This is a genomic window from Anaerobium acetethylicum, assembly GCF_900096945.1.
Classification (GTDB): domain Bacteria; phylum Bacillota; class Clostridia; order Lachnospirales; family Lachnospiraceae; genus Anaerobium; species Anaerobium acetethylicum.
Window position 1 is genome coordinate 149,027 of sequence record NZ_FMKA01000001.1, and the last position, 20,341, is coordinate 169,367.

A 20,341-nucleotide genomic window follows, 5' to 3' on the forward strand; every position below is an offset into this window, starting at 1 on the left:
GGAAAGGTCATGGTATAAAGTATGATATTGGAAAAAATAGATCAGCCCAATGACATTAAAAAACTGAATAATGAGGAACTGCACCAGCTGGCGGAAGAAATCCGCAGGTTCCTGATTGAGAAGATCAGTATAAGCGGCGGTCATCTGGCTTCCAATCTGGGCGTTGTCGAGCTTACTATGGCAATGCACCTTGCATTCAGCCTTCCTGAAGATAAAATGATCTGGGACGTGGGCCATCAGGCCTATACCCATAAGCTTCTGACTGGAAGAAAAGCAGGTTTTGACGAACTCCGGAAATTCGGTGGTATGAGCGGATTCCCTAAACGAAAGGAAAGTGATTGCGATTCTTTTGATACAGGGCATAGTTCGACTTCTATCTCTGCAGGTCTTGGGTATGTGATGGCAAGGGATATACTCGGATGTACGAATAAAGTCGTTTCTGTAATAGGCGATGGGGCCCTTACCGGAGGCATGGCTTATGAGGCGCTTAACAATGCAGGGCAGATAAAAACCAATTTTGTCATTGTTCTCAATGACAACGAGATGTCGATTTCCCAGAATGTAGGGGCAATTTCCAAGATGCTTGGCAATATCAGGACTGCATCAGCATATAACGAGCTAAAAAATGATGTCACCGCAACACTTGCAAAAATCCCAGTCTATGGAGACAGGATGATACAAAAGATCAAGCAGACCAAAAGCAGCCTGAAGCAGCTTGTGATTCCGGGCATGTTTTTCGAAAATATGGGGATCACCTATCTGGGACCTGTTGACGGCCACAATATCCAGCAGATGGTCCGGGTATTCAGGGAAGCAAAAAAAGTAAATGGCGCAGTTCTGGTACATGTACTTACTAAAAAAGGGAGAGGTTACCTCCCTGCAGAAAGGCATCCTGCAAGATTTCACGGGGCAGAACCCTTCCAGATAGAAACAGGCCTGCCCAAAAGCCGAAGGACAACACCAAATTATACGGATGTGTTCTCGACAATCATGAGAAAACTGGGCGACCGCGACGACAAGGTTGTAGCAATAACGGCTGCAATGGCTGAAGGAACGGGGCTTAAAAGATTTGCAAATATGTTCCCGGAAAGATTTTTTGATGTGGGCATAGCGGAGGAGCATGCAGTTACTTTTGCGGCGGGTATGGCAGCTGCAGGGCTGAAGCCGGTCGTGGCGGTTTATTCCTCTTTTCTGCAGAGGGCATATGACCAGGTCCTTCATGATGTGTGCATACAGAACCTGCATGTCGTGTTCGCAATCGACAGGGCAGGACTTGTGGGAAGCGACGGGGAGACCCATCAGGGGCTGTTTGATCTGTCATTCCTTACAAGTATACCGAACATGACTATCCTGGCACCAAAGAATATGTGGGAATTATCGGATATGATGAAATTTGCCGTTAACTTTGAAGGACCAATCGCAGTCAGATATCCGAGGGGCACAGCTTATCAGGGCCTCCATGACTTCAGACCTCCAGTTGAGTACGGAAAAAGTGAAATCATTTATGATGAAGACGGCATTGTCCTTCTTGCCGCAGGAAGCATGGTAAAGGTTGCCGAACAGGTCCGACAGACACTTAAGGAGATCGGGTATAACTGCAGTCTTGTAAATGCAAGATTCCTGAAGCCGATTGATGAAAAGACGATTTCGGAAATTGCGAAGGACCATAAGCTCATCGTGACGCTTGAGGAGAATGTCATCAACGGCGGTTTCGGCGAGCACGTGCTCAGATATGTAAACGAGACAGGGCTTGACGTGGCTGTACGGATCATAGCGATTCCGGATGAATACATTGAGCATGGAAATGTGGATCTGCTGAAAAAGGAAGTCGGAATCGATGCGGAATCCATTACCAAAAGAATTATAGCAGATTACATTTTGCTTGGAGAAAATACATAGGGATTTCTAAACCTGCCAAAGGCTTTCAGCGGATTTAAAACAGGGAAACTTATAGAAAAAGAGGATAGAACATGAAAGAGCGTTTGGATGTGCTCCTGGTAAACAGGCAGCTTGCAGAATCAAGAGAAAAGGCAAAGGCCATCATAATGTCAGGAAACGTATTCGTTAACGGAGAACGGGAAGACAAAGCAGGGTCTGCTTTTGACGACAAATCGGAAATTATAATAAAAGGCAATACATTGAAATATGTCAGCCGTGGAGGTCTTAAGCTTGAGAAGGCCATGGCTAATTTTGGCGTGGAAATCGAAGGAAAAGTCTGCATGGATGTAGGTTCTTCAACCGGCGGATTTACGGACTGCATGCTTCAGAACGGTGCAGTAAAGGTTTATTCCGTGGACGTAGGGCATGGTCAGCTGGCATGGAAGCTCCGTCAGGACCCAAGAGTCGTATGCATGGAAAAAACAAATATCCGCTATGTGCTGCCGGAGCATATTGAAGACAGGATCGCATTTGCTTCGATTGACGTTTCCTTTATTTCACTGACAAAAGTGCTGGGACCGGTTAAGAACCTTCTGATGCCGGATGGGCAGATTGTATGCCTGATCAAGCCGCAGTTCGAAGCGGGCAGAGAAAAGGTAGGCAAAAAAGGAGTAGTAAGAGACAAGGCGGTGCACGTAGAGGTGATCGAAAAGGTGATCGGTTTTGCGGAAAGCATTGGATTTGAAATTTTGAATCTTGATTTTTCACCAATCAAAGGACCTGAAGGAAATATTGAATATCTTCTATATCTGCAGAACCATGGTGAAAGAGAAGACGGCACTCCTGCAGTCAGCAGTTCAGAAGAAGCGGAGAACAAGGCATTCGAAGCGGACAAATCAGCCGGAATCAGGACGACAATAGACATAAAAGCAATTGCAAATAGAGCACACGAGACCCTCTGATTCTGACAGGGAGATTGTATTTCCAGCTTATGTGTGCGAAAGGACGGTATTCCGGGATGAATAAATTTTATATAATCACGAACAGCCAGAAAGACCAGAATCTTGAAACCACAAAAAAAATCCGGGATTATCTGGTGGCTCAAGGCAAGGAGTGCACCATACAGGATGATATCGGAGCCGGCGAGGTTCTTGATTACAAATATACGAATGCAGACCTTATTCCGGATGATATCGAATGCGTGCTTGTGCTCGGCGGAGACGGAACGATGATTCTGGCTGCAAGAGACATCGTTGATAAAGACATTCCCTTGCTAGGTGTAAATCTCGGGACTTTGGGATATCTTGCGGAGATCGACAAACAGGCAATTATACCTGCACTCGACAGCCTCATTAAGGATGAGTACCAGGTTGAAGAGCGCATGATGCTTGAAGGGATCGCCTACCATCATCAGAAGGTGATTATGGAGAATATTGCCCTGAACGACATCGTGATCGGCAGATATGGATCGCTCCATGTGATAAACTTCAATCTCTATGTCAATGAACAGTACCTGAATTCCTATATCGCTGATGGTATCATTATTTCGACAGCCACAGGTTCTACCGGATACAATATGTCAGCCGGAGGGCCGATCGTGGCGCCGAATGCTTCTACAATCATTATAACGCCTATCTGCCCCCACACTCTGAATACAAGAAGCATCGTATTGTCAGCAGATGACAAGGTCATAATCGAAATCGGCAAGAAGCGTAAAACCTATACAGATGAAGCGGTGGCTGTTTTTGATGGCAGCCAGTCAATCAGGCTGACATCCGGTGACAGGATAGAGATATTCAGATCGTCAAAGAAGACCAGGATATTGAAAATAAGCAAAATCAGCTTTTTAGAAAATCTTCGAAAAAAAATGGGTAATAATTAGGAGGATGCAATGAAGATAGCGAGGCATACAAAAATTGTTGAACTAATAAATAAATACCATATCGAAACGCAGGAAGAACTGGCGGATAAACTGAACGAAAGCGGCTTCAATGTTACACAGGCAACTGTTTCAAGGGATATCAGGGAACTTAAACTGACAAAGGTTGCTGTCGATGGCGGCCGGCAGAAATACGTCGTTCTTCAGGGGCAGGAAAGCTGGATGAGCGACAAATACATCCGAGTACTCAAGGATGGTTTCGTATCCATGAATATGGCGCAGAATATTCTTGTAATTAAGACGATTTCAGGAATGGCAATGGCAGTGGCTGCGGCCCTTGATGCAATGCAGTGGAGTGAAATCGTAGGGTGTATAGCAGGAGATGACACGATAATGTGCGCAATCAGAAGCGTAGAAGATACCCTTACAATAATGGACAAAATCAGTAAAATAATGGCAAACAGGCTGTAACTACCGGCTCTGAAAGAGAATATCATTGGGGAATGATTGAGAGTGCTGCATGCATAAGGAGTGGGATCATGTTATTAAATCTACATGTAAAAAATTTAGCGCTGATTGATGAGGCCGATGTATATTTCAACGAAGGGCTTAATATCCTTACAGGTGAAACAGGAGCCGGAAAATCCATCATAATCGGTTCAATTAACCTCGCTCTGGGCGGCAAGGTTTCAAAGGACATCATACGCGAATCAGCGGAATATGCTCTTGTTGAGCTTGTTTTCCAGCTGGAAGACGGCGCCCTGATTGATAAGATCAAGGCTCTGGATGTAATGGTGGAGGAAGACAGACAGATTATATTATCCAGAAAAATAATGAAGGGGAAAAGCGTCAGCAAAGTTAACGGAGAAACCGTAACGGCATCAGCGCTTAAATCGATAGGAGAACTCCTGATCGATATCCATGGACAGCATGAACACCAGTCCCTTCTGAATAAGAAAAAGCATCTGGAGATATTAGATGAATTTGCAAAAAAAGAACTCGGGCAATTAAAAGACCAGCTTTCTAAAAGCTACAGGTCTTATCTGGAGATCAGGGAAGAATACGAAAACTCAATTCTTGATGAAGACCAGAGGGCAAGAGAACTGGCTTTTGCAGAATTTGAAACAGGGGAGATAGCGGCTGCATGCCTTGTTCCCGGTGAAGATAAGGACCTCGAGGCTAAGCACAGACGGCTTCTCAATGGCAAGAAAATCATGGATGCAGTCAAAGAGGCCTACAACCTCTCTATCAACGATGAGTCCGATTCAGCCATGATCCGCATTGGCAGGTCCGTTCGTGAAATAGGAAGTGTCGTTGAATACGACAGCAGTCTTGAAGGAATACTTTCCCAGCTTGAAGAAATTGATGCCCTTCTGAATGATTTCAGCAGGGATCTGACTGATTATGCCAGCCAGATCGACGTTGACAGCGACAGCTTTTTTGAGACAGAGGAAAGGCTTAATACCATTCATCATTTGAAATCAAAGTATGGGGATACCATCGAAAAAGTACTTGCATATCAGGCTGAAAAGGAAAAACGGCTGGAGCAGCTCAGGGATTACGAAGCTTATATAGAAAAACTTTCGAACCGTCTGAAAAAGGAAGAAGAGAACCTGCTTCAGCTGTCAGACAGAATATCGGAAATCAGGAAAGGGTATGCACTGAACCTGGTTGAAAGCGTCAGGGAAGCGCTGGTTGAGCTGAATTTCCTGGAGGTCAGGTTCGAAATGAAGTTTACCAGGCTTGACCATTTTACGGCGAACGGCACGGATGAAGCCGAATTCATGATTTCTACGAATCCGGGGGAGAAGCTCAGACCACTTGGAAGTGTTGCTTCAGGCGGAGAATTATCAAGAATCATGCTTGCCGTCAAGACAGTGCTTGCAGATAAGGATGCTACTGACACCCTGATTTTCGACGAGATCGATACGGGAATCAGCGGAAGGACTGCGCAGATGGTTTCGGAGAAACTTGCAGTCATAGGGAGGGCGCACCAGGTAATCTGCATCACCCATCTTCCTCAGATTGCGGCAATGGCGGACAGCCATTATGCCATAGAGAAGAATATAAAGAATAATGGTACGATCACTTCAATCAGAAAACTGAATGATGAAGAGATTATCGCTGAACTTTCGAGAATACTTGGAGGCGCATCCATTACAGATAAAGTTACTCAAAGCGCAAGGGAAATGAAAGAACTTGCAGCACAAAAAAAGGCAGCCATGGGAATCTGATTATTACAATATATGATATGAGGTTGAATAAGTAAGGGAGGAATATTTTATGAAAAAAGTACTATTTGTAGCATCGGAGGCAGTTCCGTTTATAAAGACCGGAGGGCTTGCAGATGTTGTCGGCTCACTGCCAAAATGTTTCAATAAAGAAGAATACGATGTGAGGGTCATAATTCCAAAATACACCTGTATTTCTGAAGAATATAAGAACATGATGGAATACAAAGCGCATTTCTACATGGATCTTGCATGGAGAAGACAGTACGTGGGAATCCTTGGACTGGAATATGAAGGAATCCAGTTCTATTTTATTGATAATGAGTATTATCTGGGAGGTGTAAAACCTTACGGAAATGCTTATGAGGACATTGAAAAATTTGCTTTCTTTTCAAAAGCGGCACTTTCAGCATTGCCTGTTATTGGCTTCCAGCCGGATATTGTTCACTGCCACGACTGGCAGACAGGTCTTATTCCGGTATTCCTCAAGGACAGGTTCCACGAGGGAGAATTCTTTTCTAATATGAAATCGATCATGACCATACACAATCTGAAATTCCAGGGAAAATGGGATTATGAGACTGTAATGGATATAACAGGACTTCCTGAATATTATTTTGCGCCGGATAAGCTGGAAGCCTACGGAGATGCCAATTTCCTGAAAGGCGGCATCGTGTATGCGGATGCAGTAACGACTGTGAGCAGCAGCTATGCTGAAGAAATCAAATCTCCGTTTTATGGAGAAAGCCTTGACGGCCTCATGCGTGCGCGAAGCAATGTGCTCTCTGGAATCGTGAACGGCATCGATTATGAAGAGTATGATCCGGCGACGGATACATACATCACCCAGAATTACAATGCCATTAATTTCCGCAAGGAAAAAATCAAAAACAAGAGAGCTCTCCAGCAGGAACTTGGACTTGAAGTCAATGATAAGAAATTCATGGTAGGAATCGTTTCAAGGCTTACAGACCAGAAAGGGCTCGATCTCATCGAGTGCGTTATGGATGATCTCTGCGCTCTTGACCTTCAGCTTGTGGTTCTGGGAACGGGCGATGAAAAATACGAGAATATGTTCAGGCATTATGACTGGAAATACAATGACAAGGTATCTGCCAACATCTTTTACTCAGAGGCCATGTCACATAAAATCTATGCGTCATGTGATGCATTTCTGATGCCATCGCTGTTCGAGCCATGCGGACTCAGCCAGCTTATGAGCCTGCGTTATGGAACCGTGCCGATTGTCCGTGAAACCGGGGGACTGAAGGATACCGTTGAACCTTACGATCAGCACAATAATTCGGGAACGGGATTTTCTTTCACAAACTACAATGCTCATGAAATGCTTGATATCATAAAGTATGCACTCCATGTATATACAAACCGTAAGAGGGAATGGAATAAAATCATCGACAGAGGAATGGCAGCAGATTTCTCCTGGAATACCTCAGCTAGAAAATACGAAGAATTATATAACAGATTATAAATCAATGAAAGGCGCCCCGAATCCGCCAGGATCAGGGTGTCTTTTTTTGCTTTATATGGGTGGAGTGTCAAAAGCCCCTTTACAGAATAGAATTCGTCAATTTGCACAGTTTTCGACAATGCGGACGCGATGCAAAACATGTTCATTCGCAGCGCGCTCTCGCTTAGATGAAGACGTAGTGGTACATAGGGCCGCAGAATACGCGGCCCAAATACCAACGTCTTCATAAAGCTGCTCATTGAACCATGTTTTCCATCGCTGTGCTGCAGCTGGTGAGTGTGCAAATTGACGAAGCCGAGGTTTACGAAGGGCTTTTGACACTCTAAGCTTAATAGAAAATTTCTCGAATTTCCAATTAAGCAAATGCTCTTGGAATTGCGGTTAAGTTTTTATGGGAAATTACCGATAAGAGAATTGAAGATATTCAAATGCTCCTATTGGGGGGATTTTGAGCACTTATTTTATCGGCCATGCAGATTTCATAACAATTTGGCTAAAGAGTATGGAGGATTGACAACATGTTGGAATTACTAGGAAAAAAAATCAAAGTAAGGCTGGAGGGTTTAAAGAAAATCAAGGTACCTGGGAAATTTAATTTTCGGATCATCAGATTGTACACAAATCTGAAGATAAAAAACAAATTGCTGAGTTCATTTTTTCTTGTCACGATACTGGTGTTTGTGGCAGGCTCGTCAGGAATACAGGGAATGATGAAGATTCAAAATAATGCACGCAGGATGAACGATGAAATGCTGACTTCAATCAGCCTGTTAAAAGAAATTCAGGTTAATGAAACTATGAACAGGGCCAATTTGATTTCTGTTTCATATACAACGGCAAAACCGAAAATTGAGACCCTGGCAGAAGCACTGACCGAAAAGCAGAACTCTATAAGTGAACTTATTGCAGAATTCCAGAAAATGGACATGACAAAAAAAGAACAGGAATTGTTTGACGAATTTAAAATTTTGAACGATTCATTTGTTGAATCGACTAAAAAGGTATGCGATTTTTCTTTGAATGGCAAGAAGGACGAAGCAACAAATGAGATGTTCAATGGAAGCACGATCGTTTCAAATATGAATGGCATACTGAATCTTTTAGTTACGTATAATGAAAAGCAGGCTGTAGAGCTGAATGATGAAAATGAGGCTTTGTTTTCTTCCATTTCTTTGCGGTTATATCTGACTATGGCCTTTTCGATTCTGGTTTCCATAATACTTGCTGTAATAACGGCAAGGTATATAAGTGGAAAATTGAATAAGATACGTATTCTGGCAGATGCCATGGGAAATGGAGATCTGACACAGAAAATCGACATCCAGTCAAAGGATGAAATAGGACAGATCTGTACCTCTATGAATGCATCCATGGAAAAAATGAAAGAGACCATCATCCTCGTCATGGATGAGATTCAGACATTAAGCGCATCGGGAGAAGAACTTTCAGCTACATCTGAAGAACTGCTGGCTACCATGGAAAACATAAAAGCAAATACCGAGGAAATGGTCCTGGAGACAGATGAACTTGGAAGCGCGGCAGCAAAAATCAATTCCTCAAAAGATGAAATTACCATCACAACAGATGAGCTTTCAGAAAAAGCAATCGAGCAGGATAAATCTGCTGGCGAAATCGGTAAAAGAGCATTGGAAATCAGGGAAAACGGGGTAGAGTCAGCAAAAAGCGCAAGCGCAATGTATGAGAAAAATTCCAAAAACCTGAAGAACTCCATAAGTGCAGGAAGCGTTGTAAATGAAATTAAGGTAATGGCAGATACCATCGGGGATATCGCAAGCCAGACAAATCTGCTTTCTCTGAACGCTTCAATCGAAGCTGCGAGAGCAGGAGAAGCAGGCAGGGGATTTGCTGTGGTTGCCAATGAAATCAGAAAGCTTGCAGAGCAGAGCGGTGTCGCAGTAACCCATATCAGGAGCGTTACTGCTCAGGTGCAGGAAGCTTTTCAGGATATATCGAAGAGCTCAAATGAAGTTCTGGCATTCCTGATTGATAAGGTAAATCCTGATTATGAACAGATGGTTACAATAGGAGAGACCTATAGCTCTGATGCCCAGTTCTTTGAAAAAATGGCTGGAGAGCTGATGCAGTCAACACAGACTATGATAAAATCGGTAGCCAATGTATCCGTAGCTGTCCAGGGGGTTACAGATACCAGCCAGCAGACTGTGGAGCGGACAAATGATATCCTTTCAAGCATCACACAGGCAACTGTTGCCGTAGAAGAGGTTACAAAAACAACCCAGGAACAGGCTGAGCTGGCAGAAAGAATCAGCAGCCTTGTCCAAAAATTCAGAGTATGATCATTCAATAGAGCAAAAACATAAACAAGCGGCAAAATCCAGAGTCAGTGGATTTTGCCGCTTGTCTTATATCAGAAGGAAGCATATTGCATTTGCTGTGCACAGGAGCTGGGTTGAAGCACATCGTCCCGAATAGCTAAACCTGCTGAATGCCTGAGATATCAGGATCTATCATGAGTGAATAATTTGTATAGTAGACAACGAAGCCTGGTTTTCCGCCGCCTGGCTTCTTGACGTTTTTCTTTTCCGTATAATCGATCTCTACTTTCTGTCCGTTTCGGCCGCTTGAATAATATGCGGCGAGCCTTCCAGCTTCTTCGAAGGTTCTGTCGGGAAGCTTGTCGCCGTTTGTTTTGACAATCACATGGGAGCCGGGGATGCCCTTTGCGTGGAACCACCAGTCTTCCCCTATGGCAAACTTGAAGGTAAGTTCATCATTCTGAAAGTTATTCTTGCCGACATACATATGATATCCGTCACTTGAAATATAATGGAAAGGCTTGCTTGTTATCTTAGTCTTCTTTGCTGTGTGCTTTCTCCTGATATAGCCGTAATCCATCAGTTCTTCCTTAAGCTGGACGAGATCCTCTTCAGCCAGGGCGATATCGAGAGCCGTGCTGATAGACTCCAGATGCCTGATTTCTTCCTCTGTTTCCTGAATCAGCTTTGAAAGTGCCTCGTAGGTCCTCTTGAGCTTGTTATATCTGTCGAAATACTTTTTTGCATTTTCAAGAGGGGTCAGATCGGGATCCAAAGGGATGTTTATAGTCTCGCCGTCATAATAATTTACGGCTTCAAGAGATTTTGCGTTGTCCTGAAGGCTGTAGCCATAGGTATTTATGAGTTCGCCGTATATCCTGTATTTGTCTTTTTTTTCAGTGTCCTTCATCTGCTTCAGCTGAAGTTCGAGCTTTTTGCGGTTACGCTCCAGCGCAGTCTGTACAATCTTACGAAGGTCTACGGATTTCTGGCGTATCCTGGTCAGGGTATTCTTTTCGGAGTAGTAGGTTTCCAGAACCTCTGAAATACTGCTGAATGTCACCGTTTTCAGGTCGGCATACTGGGAAAGTCTGATGCTTGAAAACTCTACAGGATCTTTGCCGTTATAAATGATTGCCGGCTCAAATTCTCCGTTTCTGACATCGTCCATGAATCTGACAAAGGTATGGCTAAGGTGAAGCATTTCGTCAGGGGTAAGAGCCGATGCCGGAAGCCCGGAATCCAGCGAAGCACGGAAGCAGATTTCTTCAGCAGCCAAAGGGCTTATCCCGGTGTACGATGTATAGATGGCTTTTGAAAGAGGAACAGGTTTTGATAGCACGTTCTTTTCAAAATCCTCTGGACCGGCAGAAAGAGGATCCGATTTCTGCTGGGTTTCAGGGATGAAATAAGTGCGTCCAGGAAGGACCTCCCTTACCGAACTTACCTGCCCGGAAATATGTTTAATGCTGTCTATGATCATATCCTCATCATTGCAGAAGATGATGTTGCTGTGTTTGCCCATGATCTCAACGATAAGGGTCTTGCGGCAGAGGTCGCCAAGCTCATTCAGGTGTTCAATCTGGAAATTAATGATACGTTCCAGTCCTGGCTGTGTGATAGAGACAATCCTTCCGTTGCTCAGATGCTTGCGCAGAAGCATGCAGAAGTTCGGAGCCGTCATTGGGCTCGGCTTGTTTTCACTGGTGAGATAGACCAATGGAAGGCTGGCGCTCGCTGATAGCAGAAGCCTGTATTGCTCCCTGTTGTTTTTGATTGTCAGAAGCAGCTCATCGTTTTCAGGCTGCGCGATTTTGTATATTCTCCCGTTTAATAAATAATCATTGAGATCCTTAACTATATTTGCAATTACAATTCCGTCTAATGCCATGTATTATCTCCTTATAAATGAATTCAAGTGCCTGGACTATATCCTTCATAGTCACAAATGATGCACACAAACTAATCATATAGAAAAGCCAAAATATTGTCAAGGGAAGCAAAAGTCAGCTGATCGCTCAGTGCTCTGAACAAGCAGCAGGCCTGTCTGTTTGACGAAACAAAGAATTGTGTTTTCCTTGACGACAATTTTCAAATGAATTATAATGTAATATAGCTATGACCAATAACAGCAAAGAGAGTGAACTATTATGATTAGAAGTATGACCGGTTTCGGCAGGAACGAGGCCTCCGACGGTTTAAAGAAGATAACCGTGGAGATGAAGGCTGTCAACCACAGGTATTTGGACATAAACATCAAGATTCCTAAGAAACTTAGTTTTTTTGAGTCATCCATACGAAATCTGTTGAAGAAGTACCTTGAAAGAGGTAAGGTGGATATATTCATTTCTTATGAAGATCTTACCGAAAGCAAACTGTCATTAAAGTATAATTCGGGGCTTGCAAAGGAATATCTCGGTTATCTTAACCAGATGTCAGAAGAACTGGGGCTGAGAAACGATGTCAGTGTATCTGTTTTATCCCGTTATCCTGAAGTTTTCGTTATGGAAGAGCAGGAACTTGACGAGGAAGAATTCTGGAAGCTTTTAGAGAAGGCCATATCAGGGGCTGTCCAGCAGCTGGCAGGCACCAGGGAAAAAGAAGGTGAAAGCCTGAAAACAGACCTGATGAAGAAACTTGACGAGATGTCTGAACAGGTTCAGTATATTGAAGAGCGTTCGCCGGACATGCTCAAAGAGTACCGTGCAAAGCTCGAAGAAAAAGTCAGAGCCCTTCTGGAAGATACCCAGATCGACGAAAACAGGATGGCCGCTGAAGTGGTCCTCTATGCAGATAAGATATGCGTAGACGAAGAAATTGTGAGGCTCAAAAGCCATGTCGACCACATGAGGGAGACGCTCAATGAAGGCGTAAGCGTAGGAAGAAAGATGGATTTCATAGCCCAGGAAATGAACAGAGAAGCAAACACCATTCTTTCCAAGGCCAATGACCTGACGATTTCGAACAAGGCAATAGACCTTAAGACTGAAATTGAAAAAGTAAGGGAACAGATTCAGAATATCGAATAGGATGTCCCGTAAAATAAGGGCTTCAGCCATGAACAAATGCATTCTCGGCTCTGAAGCAGAACGAATAAAAAACAGCAAGGTGGGTTAAATTTGGCGAGACTGATCAATGCCGGATTCGGCAATATGGTAAACACCAGCAAGATTGTTGCTGTCGTAAGTCCCGAGTCTGCACCCGTCAAAAGGCTGGTGCAGAGTGCGAAGGATGAGGGACGCGTGGTAGATGCCACCCAGGGCAGAAGAACAAAGGCCGTCATATTCGTAGACGGCGGGCAGATTATCTTATCGGCGCTTCAGCCTGAAACCATTGCAAACCGGTTTAATCCGGGAAGAGAAACTGAGATAAAGGGTGATGGAAATGAATAAAAAAGGAATTCTGACAGTGGTTTCCGGATTTTCAGGTGCCGGAAAAGGCACTCTTATGAAGGAACTGCTGAAGAAGTATGACGGCTATATGCTGTCAATATCAGCAACCACAAGAAAACCGCGTGAGGGCGAAGTCGACGGAAGGGAATATTTTTTCAAACAGACTGAAGAATTTGAAAAGATGATTCAGGATGGGCAGTTCATAGAATATGCGAATTACGTCGGCAATTATTATGGAACGCCGAAGGCTTACGTCGATGAGCAGCTTGCAAAAGGCAAAGACGTAATTCTTGAAATTGAGATACAGGGAGCCTTGAAGGTGAAGGAAAGATTCCCAGACACGCTTCTGCTTTTTGTAACTCCTCCTGCAGCTGATGAGCTTGAGAGGAGGCTTGCAGGACGCGGAACCGAGGATGAGAAGACGATCCGGAACAGGCTCTGCAGGGCATATGAGGAAGCGGAAGGCGTCGAAGAATATGACTACCTTCTGATCAATGATAAGCTCGAGGAGTGCGTGGATATGATGCATAACATCATACAAAGCGAGCATTACAGAACATCAAGAAATATAGAACTCATAAAAAACATACGAGAAGAACTTAAATGTTTTTCGGAAGGAGAATAAATATGTTACATCCATCATACACAGATTTAATGAATGTAGTAAACAGCGAAGTGGAAATAGGAGAACAGCCTGTTGTAAACAGCAGGTATTCAATTGTCATAGCTACATCAAAACGTGCAAGACAGATTATTGGAGGCGAAGAGCCGCTGGTAAATGGTGCTGGTAAAAAGCCGCTTTCAATAGCAATCGAAGAACTTTACAAATCAAAAGTAAAGATCGTCGGAGATGAAGAAGACGAAGAAGCAAATGAGAACAGAACGTTCTCTTCAGAAGAAGTTTCATTAAACGTAGAAGAATAATTTCCATTTAAAAAGAGACGGCCCGCAGCTCAGGTTCCAATACCTGAATTGCGGGCCGTTTGTTATCTCAAAGGAATATTCGTGCTGTTCTCTCTTAGAAAATTTTAGTAGTCCACTTTGTACAGTCCCAGACATCCGTTACCCAGCCTTCAAAGAATTCAGGCTCGTGGCAGATCAGAAGGATGCTTCCCTTGTAAGCCTTCAGGGCCCTCTGCAGCTCCTCCTTCGCATCCACGTCAAGGTGGTTAGTAGGCTCGTCAAGAAGCAGTATATTGGATTCCCGGTTGATAAGCTTGCAAAGCCTTACTTTCGCCTGCTCGCCACCGCTGAGTACCCGAACCTGGCTTTCTATGTGCTTTGTGGTAAGACCGCATTTTGCAAGGGCGGAACGTACCTGGTACTGGGAATAAGAAGGGAACTCTTTCCATATTTCCTCTATACAGGTAGTCGTGTTTCCCGGCGCCATTTCCTGTTCGAAATATCCGATGTGGAGATAGTCGCCGAGGACGGCTTCGCCGCTCAGAGGCTTGATCAGGCCAAGGATGCTCTTTAAAAGGGTGGTCTTTCCGATACCATTTGCGCCTGTAAGGGCAATTTTCTGTCCCCTCTCCATGGAAAGGTTGAGTGGTATGGAAAGTGGTTCGTCATATCCGATTACCAGTTCATTGGTCTGGAAAATGTATTTTCCGGCAGCCCTTGCTTCTTTAAAGTTGAATTCCGGCTTCGGTTTTTCTGCAGCAAGTTCAATGACATCCATCTTGTCCAGCTTCTTCTGTCTTGACATAGCCATGTTTCTGGTGGAAACCCTTGCCTTGTTGCGGGCAACGAAATCCTCAAGTTCGCTGATTTCCTGCTGCTGCCTTTTGTATGCGGATTCAAGCTGTGATTTCCTCATTTCATGGACTTCGACGAATTTATCATAATCACCGACATACCTGTTCAGTTCCTGGTTTTCCATATGGTAGATCAGGTTGATGACGCTGTTGAGGAAGGGAATATCATGTGAAATCAGGATGAAGGCGTTTTCATATTCGTTGAGATAACGCTTCAGCCATTCGATATGCTGTACATCAAGGTAGTTTGTAGGCTCGTCGAGAAGAAGAATGTCAGGCTTTTCAAGAAGAAGCTTTCCAAGAAGAACCTTTGTCCTCTGTCCGCCGCTCAGATCGGTCACGTCCTTGTCAAGGCCGATGTCATCAAGACCGAGAGCCCTTCCGACTTCTTCGACTTTTGAATCTATTATATAGAAATCATGCATTGTCAGAAGATCCTGGATTGTACCGAGTTCCTCCATCATGGCATTGAGCCCGTCTTCGTCGGCCTCCCCCATCTGGTCGCAGATCTGGTTCATTTTCTCTTCCATTTCAAAGAGATATGAGAATGCAGACTTCAGGACGTCGCGGATCGTCATTCCCTTTTCGAGGGCCGTATGCTGGTCGAGATAGCCGACTCTCACATTTTTTGACCATTCCACCTTGCCGTCGTCCGGCTGCAGCTTTCCAGTCACGATGTTCATGAACGTAGATTTTCCTTCTCCATTGGCACCGATCAGGCCGATGTGTTCGCCTTTTAAGAGGCGGAAGGATACATTGTTAAATATGGCACGGTCACCAAAACCGTGGCTTAAATTGGAAACAGTTAATATGCTCATTGCAGACTCCTTAATTTTTTTACATGTGTGATCAGGGATGGGACAAATCACCCGTTACCCCGCAGTTCGAAATATCCAAACAGTTTTCATTTTACAATAATTCCGTCTATTTTCCTAGTAGTTTTGTAAATTTTCTTCGTGGTTGACCTTTTTGGCCTAAAAGGTTAGAATGTCTTAAGAAGGTTAAATGGGGCTTATAACCATATGCGAGAAGTTTTCGCACATTTGATTGGGAAACAGCTCATGAGATTATTTAAGGAGATTATTTATGAAATTATTTTTTGTATCCCTCGGATGCGATAAGAACCTCGTTGACACAGAGGTAATGCTAGGGCTTTTAGCCGAAAATGGTTTTTCGTTTACAGATGATGAAACGGATGCGGACGTTATAGTCGTCAACACCTGCTGTTTTATCAATGATGCGAAAGAAGAGAGCGTTAATACAATTCTGGAAATGGCGGAGCACAAAAAGTCCGGCAAATGCAAGGCCCTTATCGTGGCCGGCTGTCTCGCACAGCGGTATAAGGACGAAATCCAGCAGGAAATCACAGAAGTCGATGCCATATTGGGAACCAGCACCTATGATGAAATCGTTGCAATCGTGAAGGAAGTTCTTGAAGGAAAGCATATCAGCATGTTCCACGACCTTGCTGCGCTTCCTGATACAGAAGGAAAGAGAATCATTACCACAGGCGGACACTATGCGCATCTGAAGATTGCAGAGGGCTGTGACAAGCACTGCACTTACTGCATCATCCCTTCTATCAGGGGCAGCTATAGAAGCGTGCCGATAGAAAGGCTTGTCAGGGATGCTGAAAAGCTGGCAGCCCAGGGCGTAAAGGAACTGATCCTTGTCGCACAGGAGACAACCCTTTATGGAATGGATATTTACGGTGAAAAGAGCCTTCCGAAACTATTAAGGGCGCTCTGTAAAATCAGCGGACTCAGATGGATCAGGATTCTTTACTGCTATCCTGAGGAAATCACGGATGAACTCATTCAGGTAATGAAGGAAGAATCAAAAATCTGCCATTATCTGGATCTTCCTATACAGCATGCTGCGGATGAAATACTGAAAAGAATGGGCCGCCGGACAAACCAGGCACAGCTCAGGGATATAGTCGGCAAGCTCAGGAAGGAGATTCCTGACATTGCAATCAGGACAACGCTGATTACCGGATTTCCGGGCGAGACGCAGGAGCATCACGAGGAACTTCTAGACTTTGTGGATGAGATGGAATTCGACCGCCTTGGCGTATTCAAGTATTCGCCAGAAGAAGACACGCCGGCTGCATCTTTTGAAAATCAGGTGGATGAAGAGACGAAGGACGCGCGCCGTGAGGAAATCATGGAACTGCAGCAGGAAATCGCCTTTGAAAAGTCTGAGGCAATGGTCGGCCGTGAACTGGTTGTCATGATCGAAGGCAAACTGGCAGATGAGAATGCTTATATAGCCAGAACTTACAGGGATGCACCCGACATCGACGGATATATTTTTATCCATACGGGAGAACAGTTAATGTCCGGAGATTTTGCAAAAGCGAAAGTTACCGGCGCAGTGGAATATGATTTAATAGGAGAGCTTGCAGATGAATTTACCAAATAAACTTACAATACTCAGAGTGTGCATGATACCGTTTTTCCTTGTGTTCATGCTTACAGACATAGCCGGAGACGCTGGAAGATATATAGCCGCTGCGATCTTCATCGTTGCCAGCATGACAGACTGGTTTGACGGATATCTTGCAAGAAAGCATAACCTTGTGACAAACTTCGGAAAATTCATGGATCCCCTTGCTGATAAGCTTCTCGTCTGTGCTGCAATGATATGCCTGATTGAAACGGGCAATCTTCCTGCATGGATCGTAGTGGTCATCATCAGCCGCGAATTCATCATCAGCGGATTCCGTCTGATTGCTTCAGACAACGGAATTGTAATCGCAGCCAGCTACTGGGGAAAATTCAAGACCGTTTCCCAGATGGTCATGATCATACTTCTGATCATCAACCTTGCAAGTCCTGTATTTGATGTTCTTGAAACTGCTTTCGTTTATATTGCACTTGCGCTTACAATCATATCACTGGTTGATTACGTTGTTAAAAACAAGACCGTACTGAGCGAAGGAGGAAAATAGATGAAAGCCGAACTGATTTCAGTTGGGACGGAACTGCTGCTAGGGAATATCGTAAATACCAATGCAAGCTTTCTGGCGGAACAATGTGCCCGTCTGGGCATCTCGGTCTATTACCAGAGCGTCGTAGGCGACAATAAGGAAAGGCTTTCGGAAACTCTGAAAACCGCCCTTTCCCGTTCGGATGTTGTCATTCTTACAGGCGGATTAGGCCCTACAAAGGACGATCTGACAAAAGAAACGGTCGCAGAAGTGCTTGGCAGGCAACTGGTAGAAGATGCACACAGCCGAAAGAGGATCGAAGCCTATTTTGCAGGTTCCCGTCACAGGATTATTCCTGATAATAACTGGAAGCAGGCACAGATTCCGGAAGGTGCGATTGCTGTCGACAATGAAAACGGCACCGCGCCTGGCATAATTGCAGAACATAATGGGAAGACGGTCATTATGCTGCCTGGCCCGCCAAACGAGATGATTCCTATGTTCACCATCTCCATTGCGCCATTTCTGAACAGGCTGCAGCCGGAAGTCATATATTCGCAGACAGTTAAGATTTGCGGGCTTGGAGAAAGCCTTGTGGAGACCATGATTGGAGACCTTATTGACGGACAGAGCAACCCTACTGTTGCACCCTATGCGAAGACCGGAGAGGTACATCTTCGGATTACGGCAAAGGCACCGGATAAAGAGAGTGCCTTCAGGCTTATTGAGCCTGTTTCAGCTGAACTTGCAAAGCGGTTTGGGAACCACATCTATTCAACAGATGACAAGGAAACTCTGGAGGAGTCCATTGCCAGTCTGCTGAAAAAAAAGAATCTCACGATTGCGACTGCAGAGTCATGCACGGGTGGACTGGTCTCAGGCAGGCTGGTAAACGTTCCAGGCGTATCAGATGTGTTTAAGGCAGGATTCGTTACTTATGCCAACGAAGCAAAGACCGAATTTCTTGGAGTAAGCGAAGAGACGCTCCGTGCATACGGCGCCGTCAGCGAACAGACAGCAGAAGAGATGGCACGTGGAGGCGCTTCAAAGGCTGGATGCGATCTCTGCATATCTGTTACCGGAATTGCAGGACCTGACGGGGGCACTGACGATAAGCCAGTGGGGCTTGTGTATATGGGCTGCTTCCTGAATGGAAAGGTTACTGTCAGAAAGTTCATTTTCAAGGGGAACCGGTCAAAAATCCGCGAAAATGCAGTGGTAAATGCCCTGATATTTGTGAGAGACTGTATCCTGGAAGATATAGAATAGTAAAAATACGGACCCTGTTTCCGGTATCCCCGGGCTTCATCTGAGCCCCCTGGATGCCTGAGACAGGGTTCTATAATTTCTTGATTTTGGATAATTACTGTGATAAACTAATAGACAGCTATGGAATGGAACGCCGATGTGCGCCTTTTTGCCAAAACATGATGAGGTTTTGAGCTGGATACCGGCGATATGATTGTGATAAATTTACCAAAACTACAGTAATTGGAGGAAATAGAATGACTTTTAAAGAAGCAAAATGTCCTGAGTGCGGAGGTGCCCTTCAGATTCCGGATAATCTGGAGAAGGTTATCTGCATGTACTGCGGCAGCGAGATCACAGCGGCAATGGCTGTAAGGGCTGCAGAACTACAGGCAGAAGAGGACAGTGCGGATCCGGATAAATTTGACGATTATTTGAGGATTGCAACGGACAGGCTGCCTGGCATGCTCCTTAATACGGAACATGCATTCGAAAATTTCAAAAAGGATAAATATCCTGGAGCTTTCAGGGATTTTTGTGAGCGAAATGATTATGTCATGGAGGCAATTGATAAGGGTTATCAATTGTCAAAGGACAAACCGGAGTATCTGAGAGGGATTTCCAGTGACTTCGTAAAAAAAGTGGATGAAAATCTTCAGCAGATTGGCAGAAAAAAGGCCATAGAAAGCAAACTGGTTGACTATAATTTTATTATGGCAACCTATGTGACTCCAAGCCTTCTTGAATACGGCACATCATCAACTGCGGCACTTGCAGATGAAATACTTGCAAGCTGGAAGATCCAATTCCCAAAAACAAATCTTGGGAAAGCAGGGTTTGAGGAGATCAACAACGGATTCAGGAAGAAGTTGTGCTATATAACAACAGCTGTATGCGAAAGCTTTGGAAAACCTGATGACTGTTATGAACTTACCCTTCTGAGAAGCTACCGCGATACATATCTGCAGAACCAGTCCGAGGGCGAACTTCTTATAAAGCAGTATTATGACATTGCGCCGACCATTGTCAAACGCATCAATAAGCTGCCTGATCACAAAGAAGTCTACCTTGGCATATGGAAGGCTTATATAGAACCCTGCATCAGGCTTATTGAAGAAAACAAAAATGCGAAATGCCAGGAAGTGTATACAAAAATGGTAATGGAGCTTAAAGAAAAATATAAGTAACTATTCAGGACTACGTCCTTCATAGTCACATATGATGCACACAAATTGCAA

General features: G+C 44.4%; 17 protein-coding genes. 15 read left to right on the forward strand and 2 right to left on the reverse strand.

Annotated features, from left to right (window positions below; genetic code table 11):
* Nucleotides 1-21: 21 nt before the first annotated feature.
* From dxs to BJR36_RS00680, 7 genes are all read left to right on the forward strand, one after another.
* Nucleotides 22-1,899, forward strand: coding sequence for a 1-deoxy-D-xylulose-5-phosphate synthase (dxs, locus tag BJR36_RS00650; protein ID WP_091228679.1), 1,878 nt, complete (start codon nucleotides 22-24; stop codon nucleotides 1,897-1,899).
* Between the two features lie 71 nt (nucleotides 1,900-1,970).
* Nucleotides 1,971-2,840, forward strand: a complete 870-nt coding sequence (locus BJR36_RS00655) for a TlyA family RNA methyltransferase (protein WP_091228682.1) — start codon at nucleotides 1,971-1,973, stop codon at nucleotides 2,838-2,840.
* Nucleotides 2,841-2,896: 56 nt separating this feature from the next.
* The gene (locus tag BJR36_RS00660; protein WP_091229852.1) at nucleotides 2,897-3,760 is read left to right on the forward strand and encodes an NAD(+)/NADH kinase; all 864 of its coding nucleotides are present in this window, start codon (nucleotides 2,897-2,899) and stop codon (nucleotides 3,758-3,760) included.
* 9 nt (nucleotides 3,761-3,769) lie between these two features.
* Nucleotides 3,770-4,228 (forward strand): arginine repressor, encoded by a 459-nt coding sequence (gene argR, locus BJR36_RS00665; protein WP_091228685.1) that lies wholly within the window; start codon nucleotides 3,770-3,772, stop codon nucleotides 4,226-4,228.
* A 68-nt stretch (nucleotides 4,229-4,296) separates the two neighbouring features.
* Nucleotides 4,297-5,991: a DNA repair protein RecN gene (gene recN, locus BJR36_RS00670; RefSeq protein ID WP_091228687.1), complete on the forward strand. Its 1,695-nt coding sequence runs from the start codon at nucleotides 4,297-4,299 to the stop codon at nucleotides 5,989-5,991.
* A gap of 49 nt (nucleotides 5,992-6,040) precedes the next feature.
* Nucleotides 6,041-7,477, forward strand: coding sequence for a glycogen synthase GlgA (glgA, locus tag BJR36_RS00675; RefSeq protein WP_091228690.1), 1,437 nt, complete (start codon nucleotides 6,041-6,043; stop codon nucleotides 7,475-7,477).
* 518 nt (nucleotides 7,478-7,995) lie between these two features.
* A complete protein-coding gene (locus tag BJR36_RS00680) occupies nucleotides 7,996-9,795 on the forward strand; it encodes a methyl-accepting chemotaxis protein (protein ID WP_091228692.1) in 1,800 nt (599 codons plus the stop codon).
* Nucleotides 9,796-9,931: 136 nt separating this feature from the next.
* On the opposite strand, the gene BJR36_RS00685 is transcribed toward BJR36_RS00680, so the two are convergent.
* The gene (locus BJR36_RS00685; RefSeq protein ID WP_091228695.1) at nucleotides 9,932-11,665 is read right to left on the reverse strand and encodes an Rqc2 family fibronectin-binding protein; all 1,734 of its coding nucleotides are present in this window, start codon (nucleotides 11,663-11,665) and stop codon (nucleotides 9,932-9,934) included.
* A 259-nt stretch (nucleotides 11,666-11,924) separates the two neighbouring features.
* Between BJR36_RS00685 and BJR36_RS00690 the strand changes: the two genes are divergently transcribed.
* The 4 genes from BJR36_RS00690 to rpoZ all read left to right on the forward strand — a co-directional run bounded on the left by BJR36_RS00690 (nucleotide 11,925) and on the right by rpoZ (nucleotide 14,090).
* The gene (locus BJR36_RS00690; RefSeq protein ID WP_091228697.1) at nucleotides 11,925-12,803 is read left to right on the forward strand and encodes a YicC/YloC family endoribonuclease; all 879 of its coding nucleotides are present in this window, start codon (nucleotides 11,925-11,927) and stop codon (nucleotides 12,801-12,803) included.
* Between the two features lie 90 nt (nucleotides 12,804-12,893).
* Entirely contained in the window at nucleotides 12,894-13,166 is a 273-nt protein-coding gene (locus tag BJR36_RS00695) for a DUF370 domain-containing protein (protein ID WP_091228699.1), read from the forward strand.
* Entirely contained in the window at nucleotides 13,159-13,791 is a 633-nt protein-coding gene (gene gmk / locus BJR36_RS00700) for a guanylate kinase (RefSeq protein ID WP_091229855.1), read from the forward strand. Before BJR36_RS00695 ends, gmk begins: the two co-directional genes overlap by 8 nt.
* 2 nt (nucleotides 13,792-13,793) lie before the next feature.
* Nucleotides 13,794-14,090, forward strand: a complete 297-nt coding sequence (rpoZ, locus tag BJR36_RS00705) for a DNA-directed RNA polymerase subunit omega (RefSeq protein ID WP_091228702.1) — start codon at nucleotides 13,794-13,796, stop codon at nucleotides 14,088-14,090.
* 94 nt (nucleotides 14,091-14,184) lie between these two features.
* Here the strand turns inward: rpoZ and BJR36_RS00710 are convergent, their stop codons facing one another.
* On the reverse strand, nucleotides 14,185-15,741 hold the full coding sequence (locus BJR36_RS00710) for an ABC-F family ATP-binding cassette domain-containing protein (RefSeq protein WP_091228705.1): 1,557 nt from the start codon (nucleotides 15,739-15,741) through the stop codon (nucleotides 14,185-14,187).
* Between the two features lie 268 nt (nucleotides 15,742-16,009).
* On the opposite strand from BJR36_RS00710, the gene rimO reads away from it, so the two are divergent.
* The 4 genes from rimO (at nucleotide 16,010) to BJR36_RS00730 (ending at nucleotide 20,290) form a co-directional block, all read left to right on the forward strand.
* Entirely contained in the window at nucleotides 16,010-17,347 is a 1,338-nt protein-coding gene (gene rimO / locus BJR36_RS00715; RefSeq protein ID WP_091228707.1) for a 30S ribosomal protein S12 methylthiotransferase RimO, read from the forward strand.
* Nucleotides 17,331-17,876 carry a CDP-diacylglycerol--glycerol-3-phosphate 3-phosphatidyltransferase gene (gene pgsA, locus BJR36_RS00720; RefSeq protein WP_091228709.1) on the forward strand — a complete coding sequence of 182 codons (546 nt, stop codon included), beginning with the start codon at nucleotides 17,331-17,333 and terminating at the stop codon, nucleotides 17,874-17,876. The genes rimO and pgsA overlap by 17 nt, the downstream gene beginning before the upstream one ends.
* Entirely contained in the window at nucleotides 17,877-19,124 is a 1,248-nt protein-coding gene (locus BJR36_RS00725) for a competence/damage-inducible protein A (RefSeq protein ID WP_091228713.1), read from the forward strand.
* A 236-nt stretch (nucleotides 19,125-19,360) separates the two neighbouring features.
* Complete coding sequence (locus tag BJR36_RS00730; protein WP_091228717.1) at nucleotides 19,361-20,290, forward strand: CFI-box-CTERM domain-containing protein; 930 nt, start codon at nucleotides 19,361-19,363, stop codon at nucleotides 20,288-20,290.
* Nucleotides 20,291-20,341 lie beyond the last annotated feature (51 nt).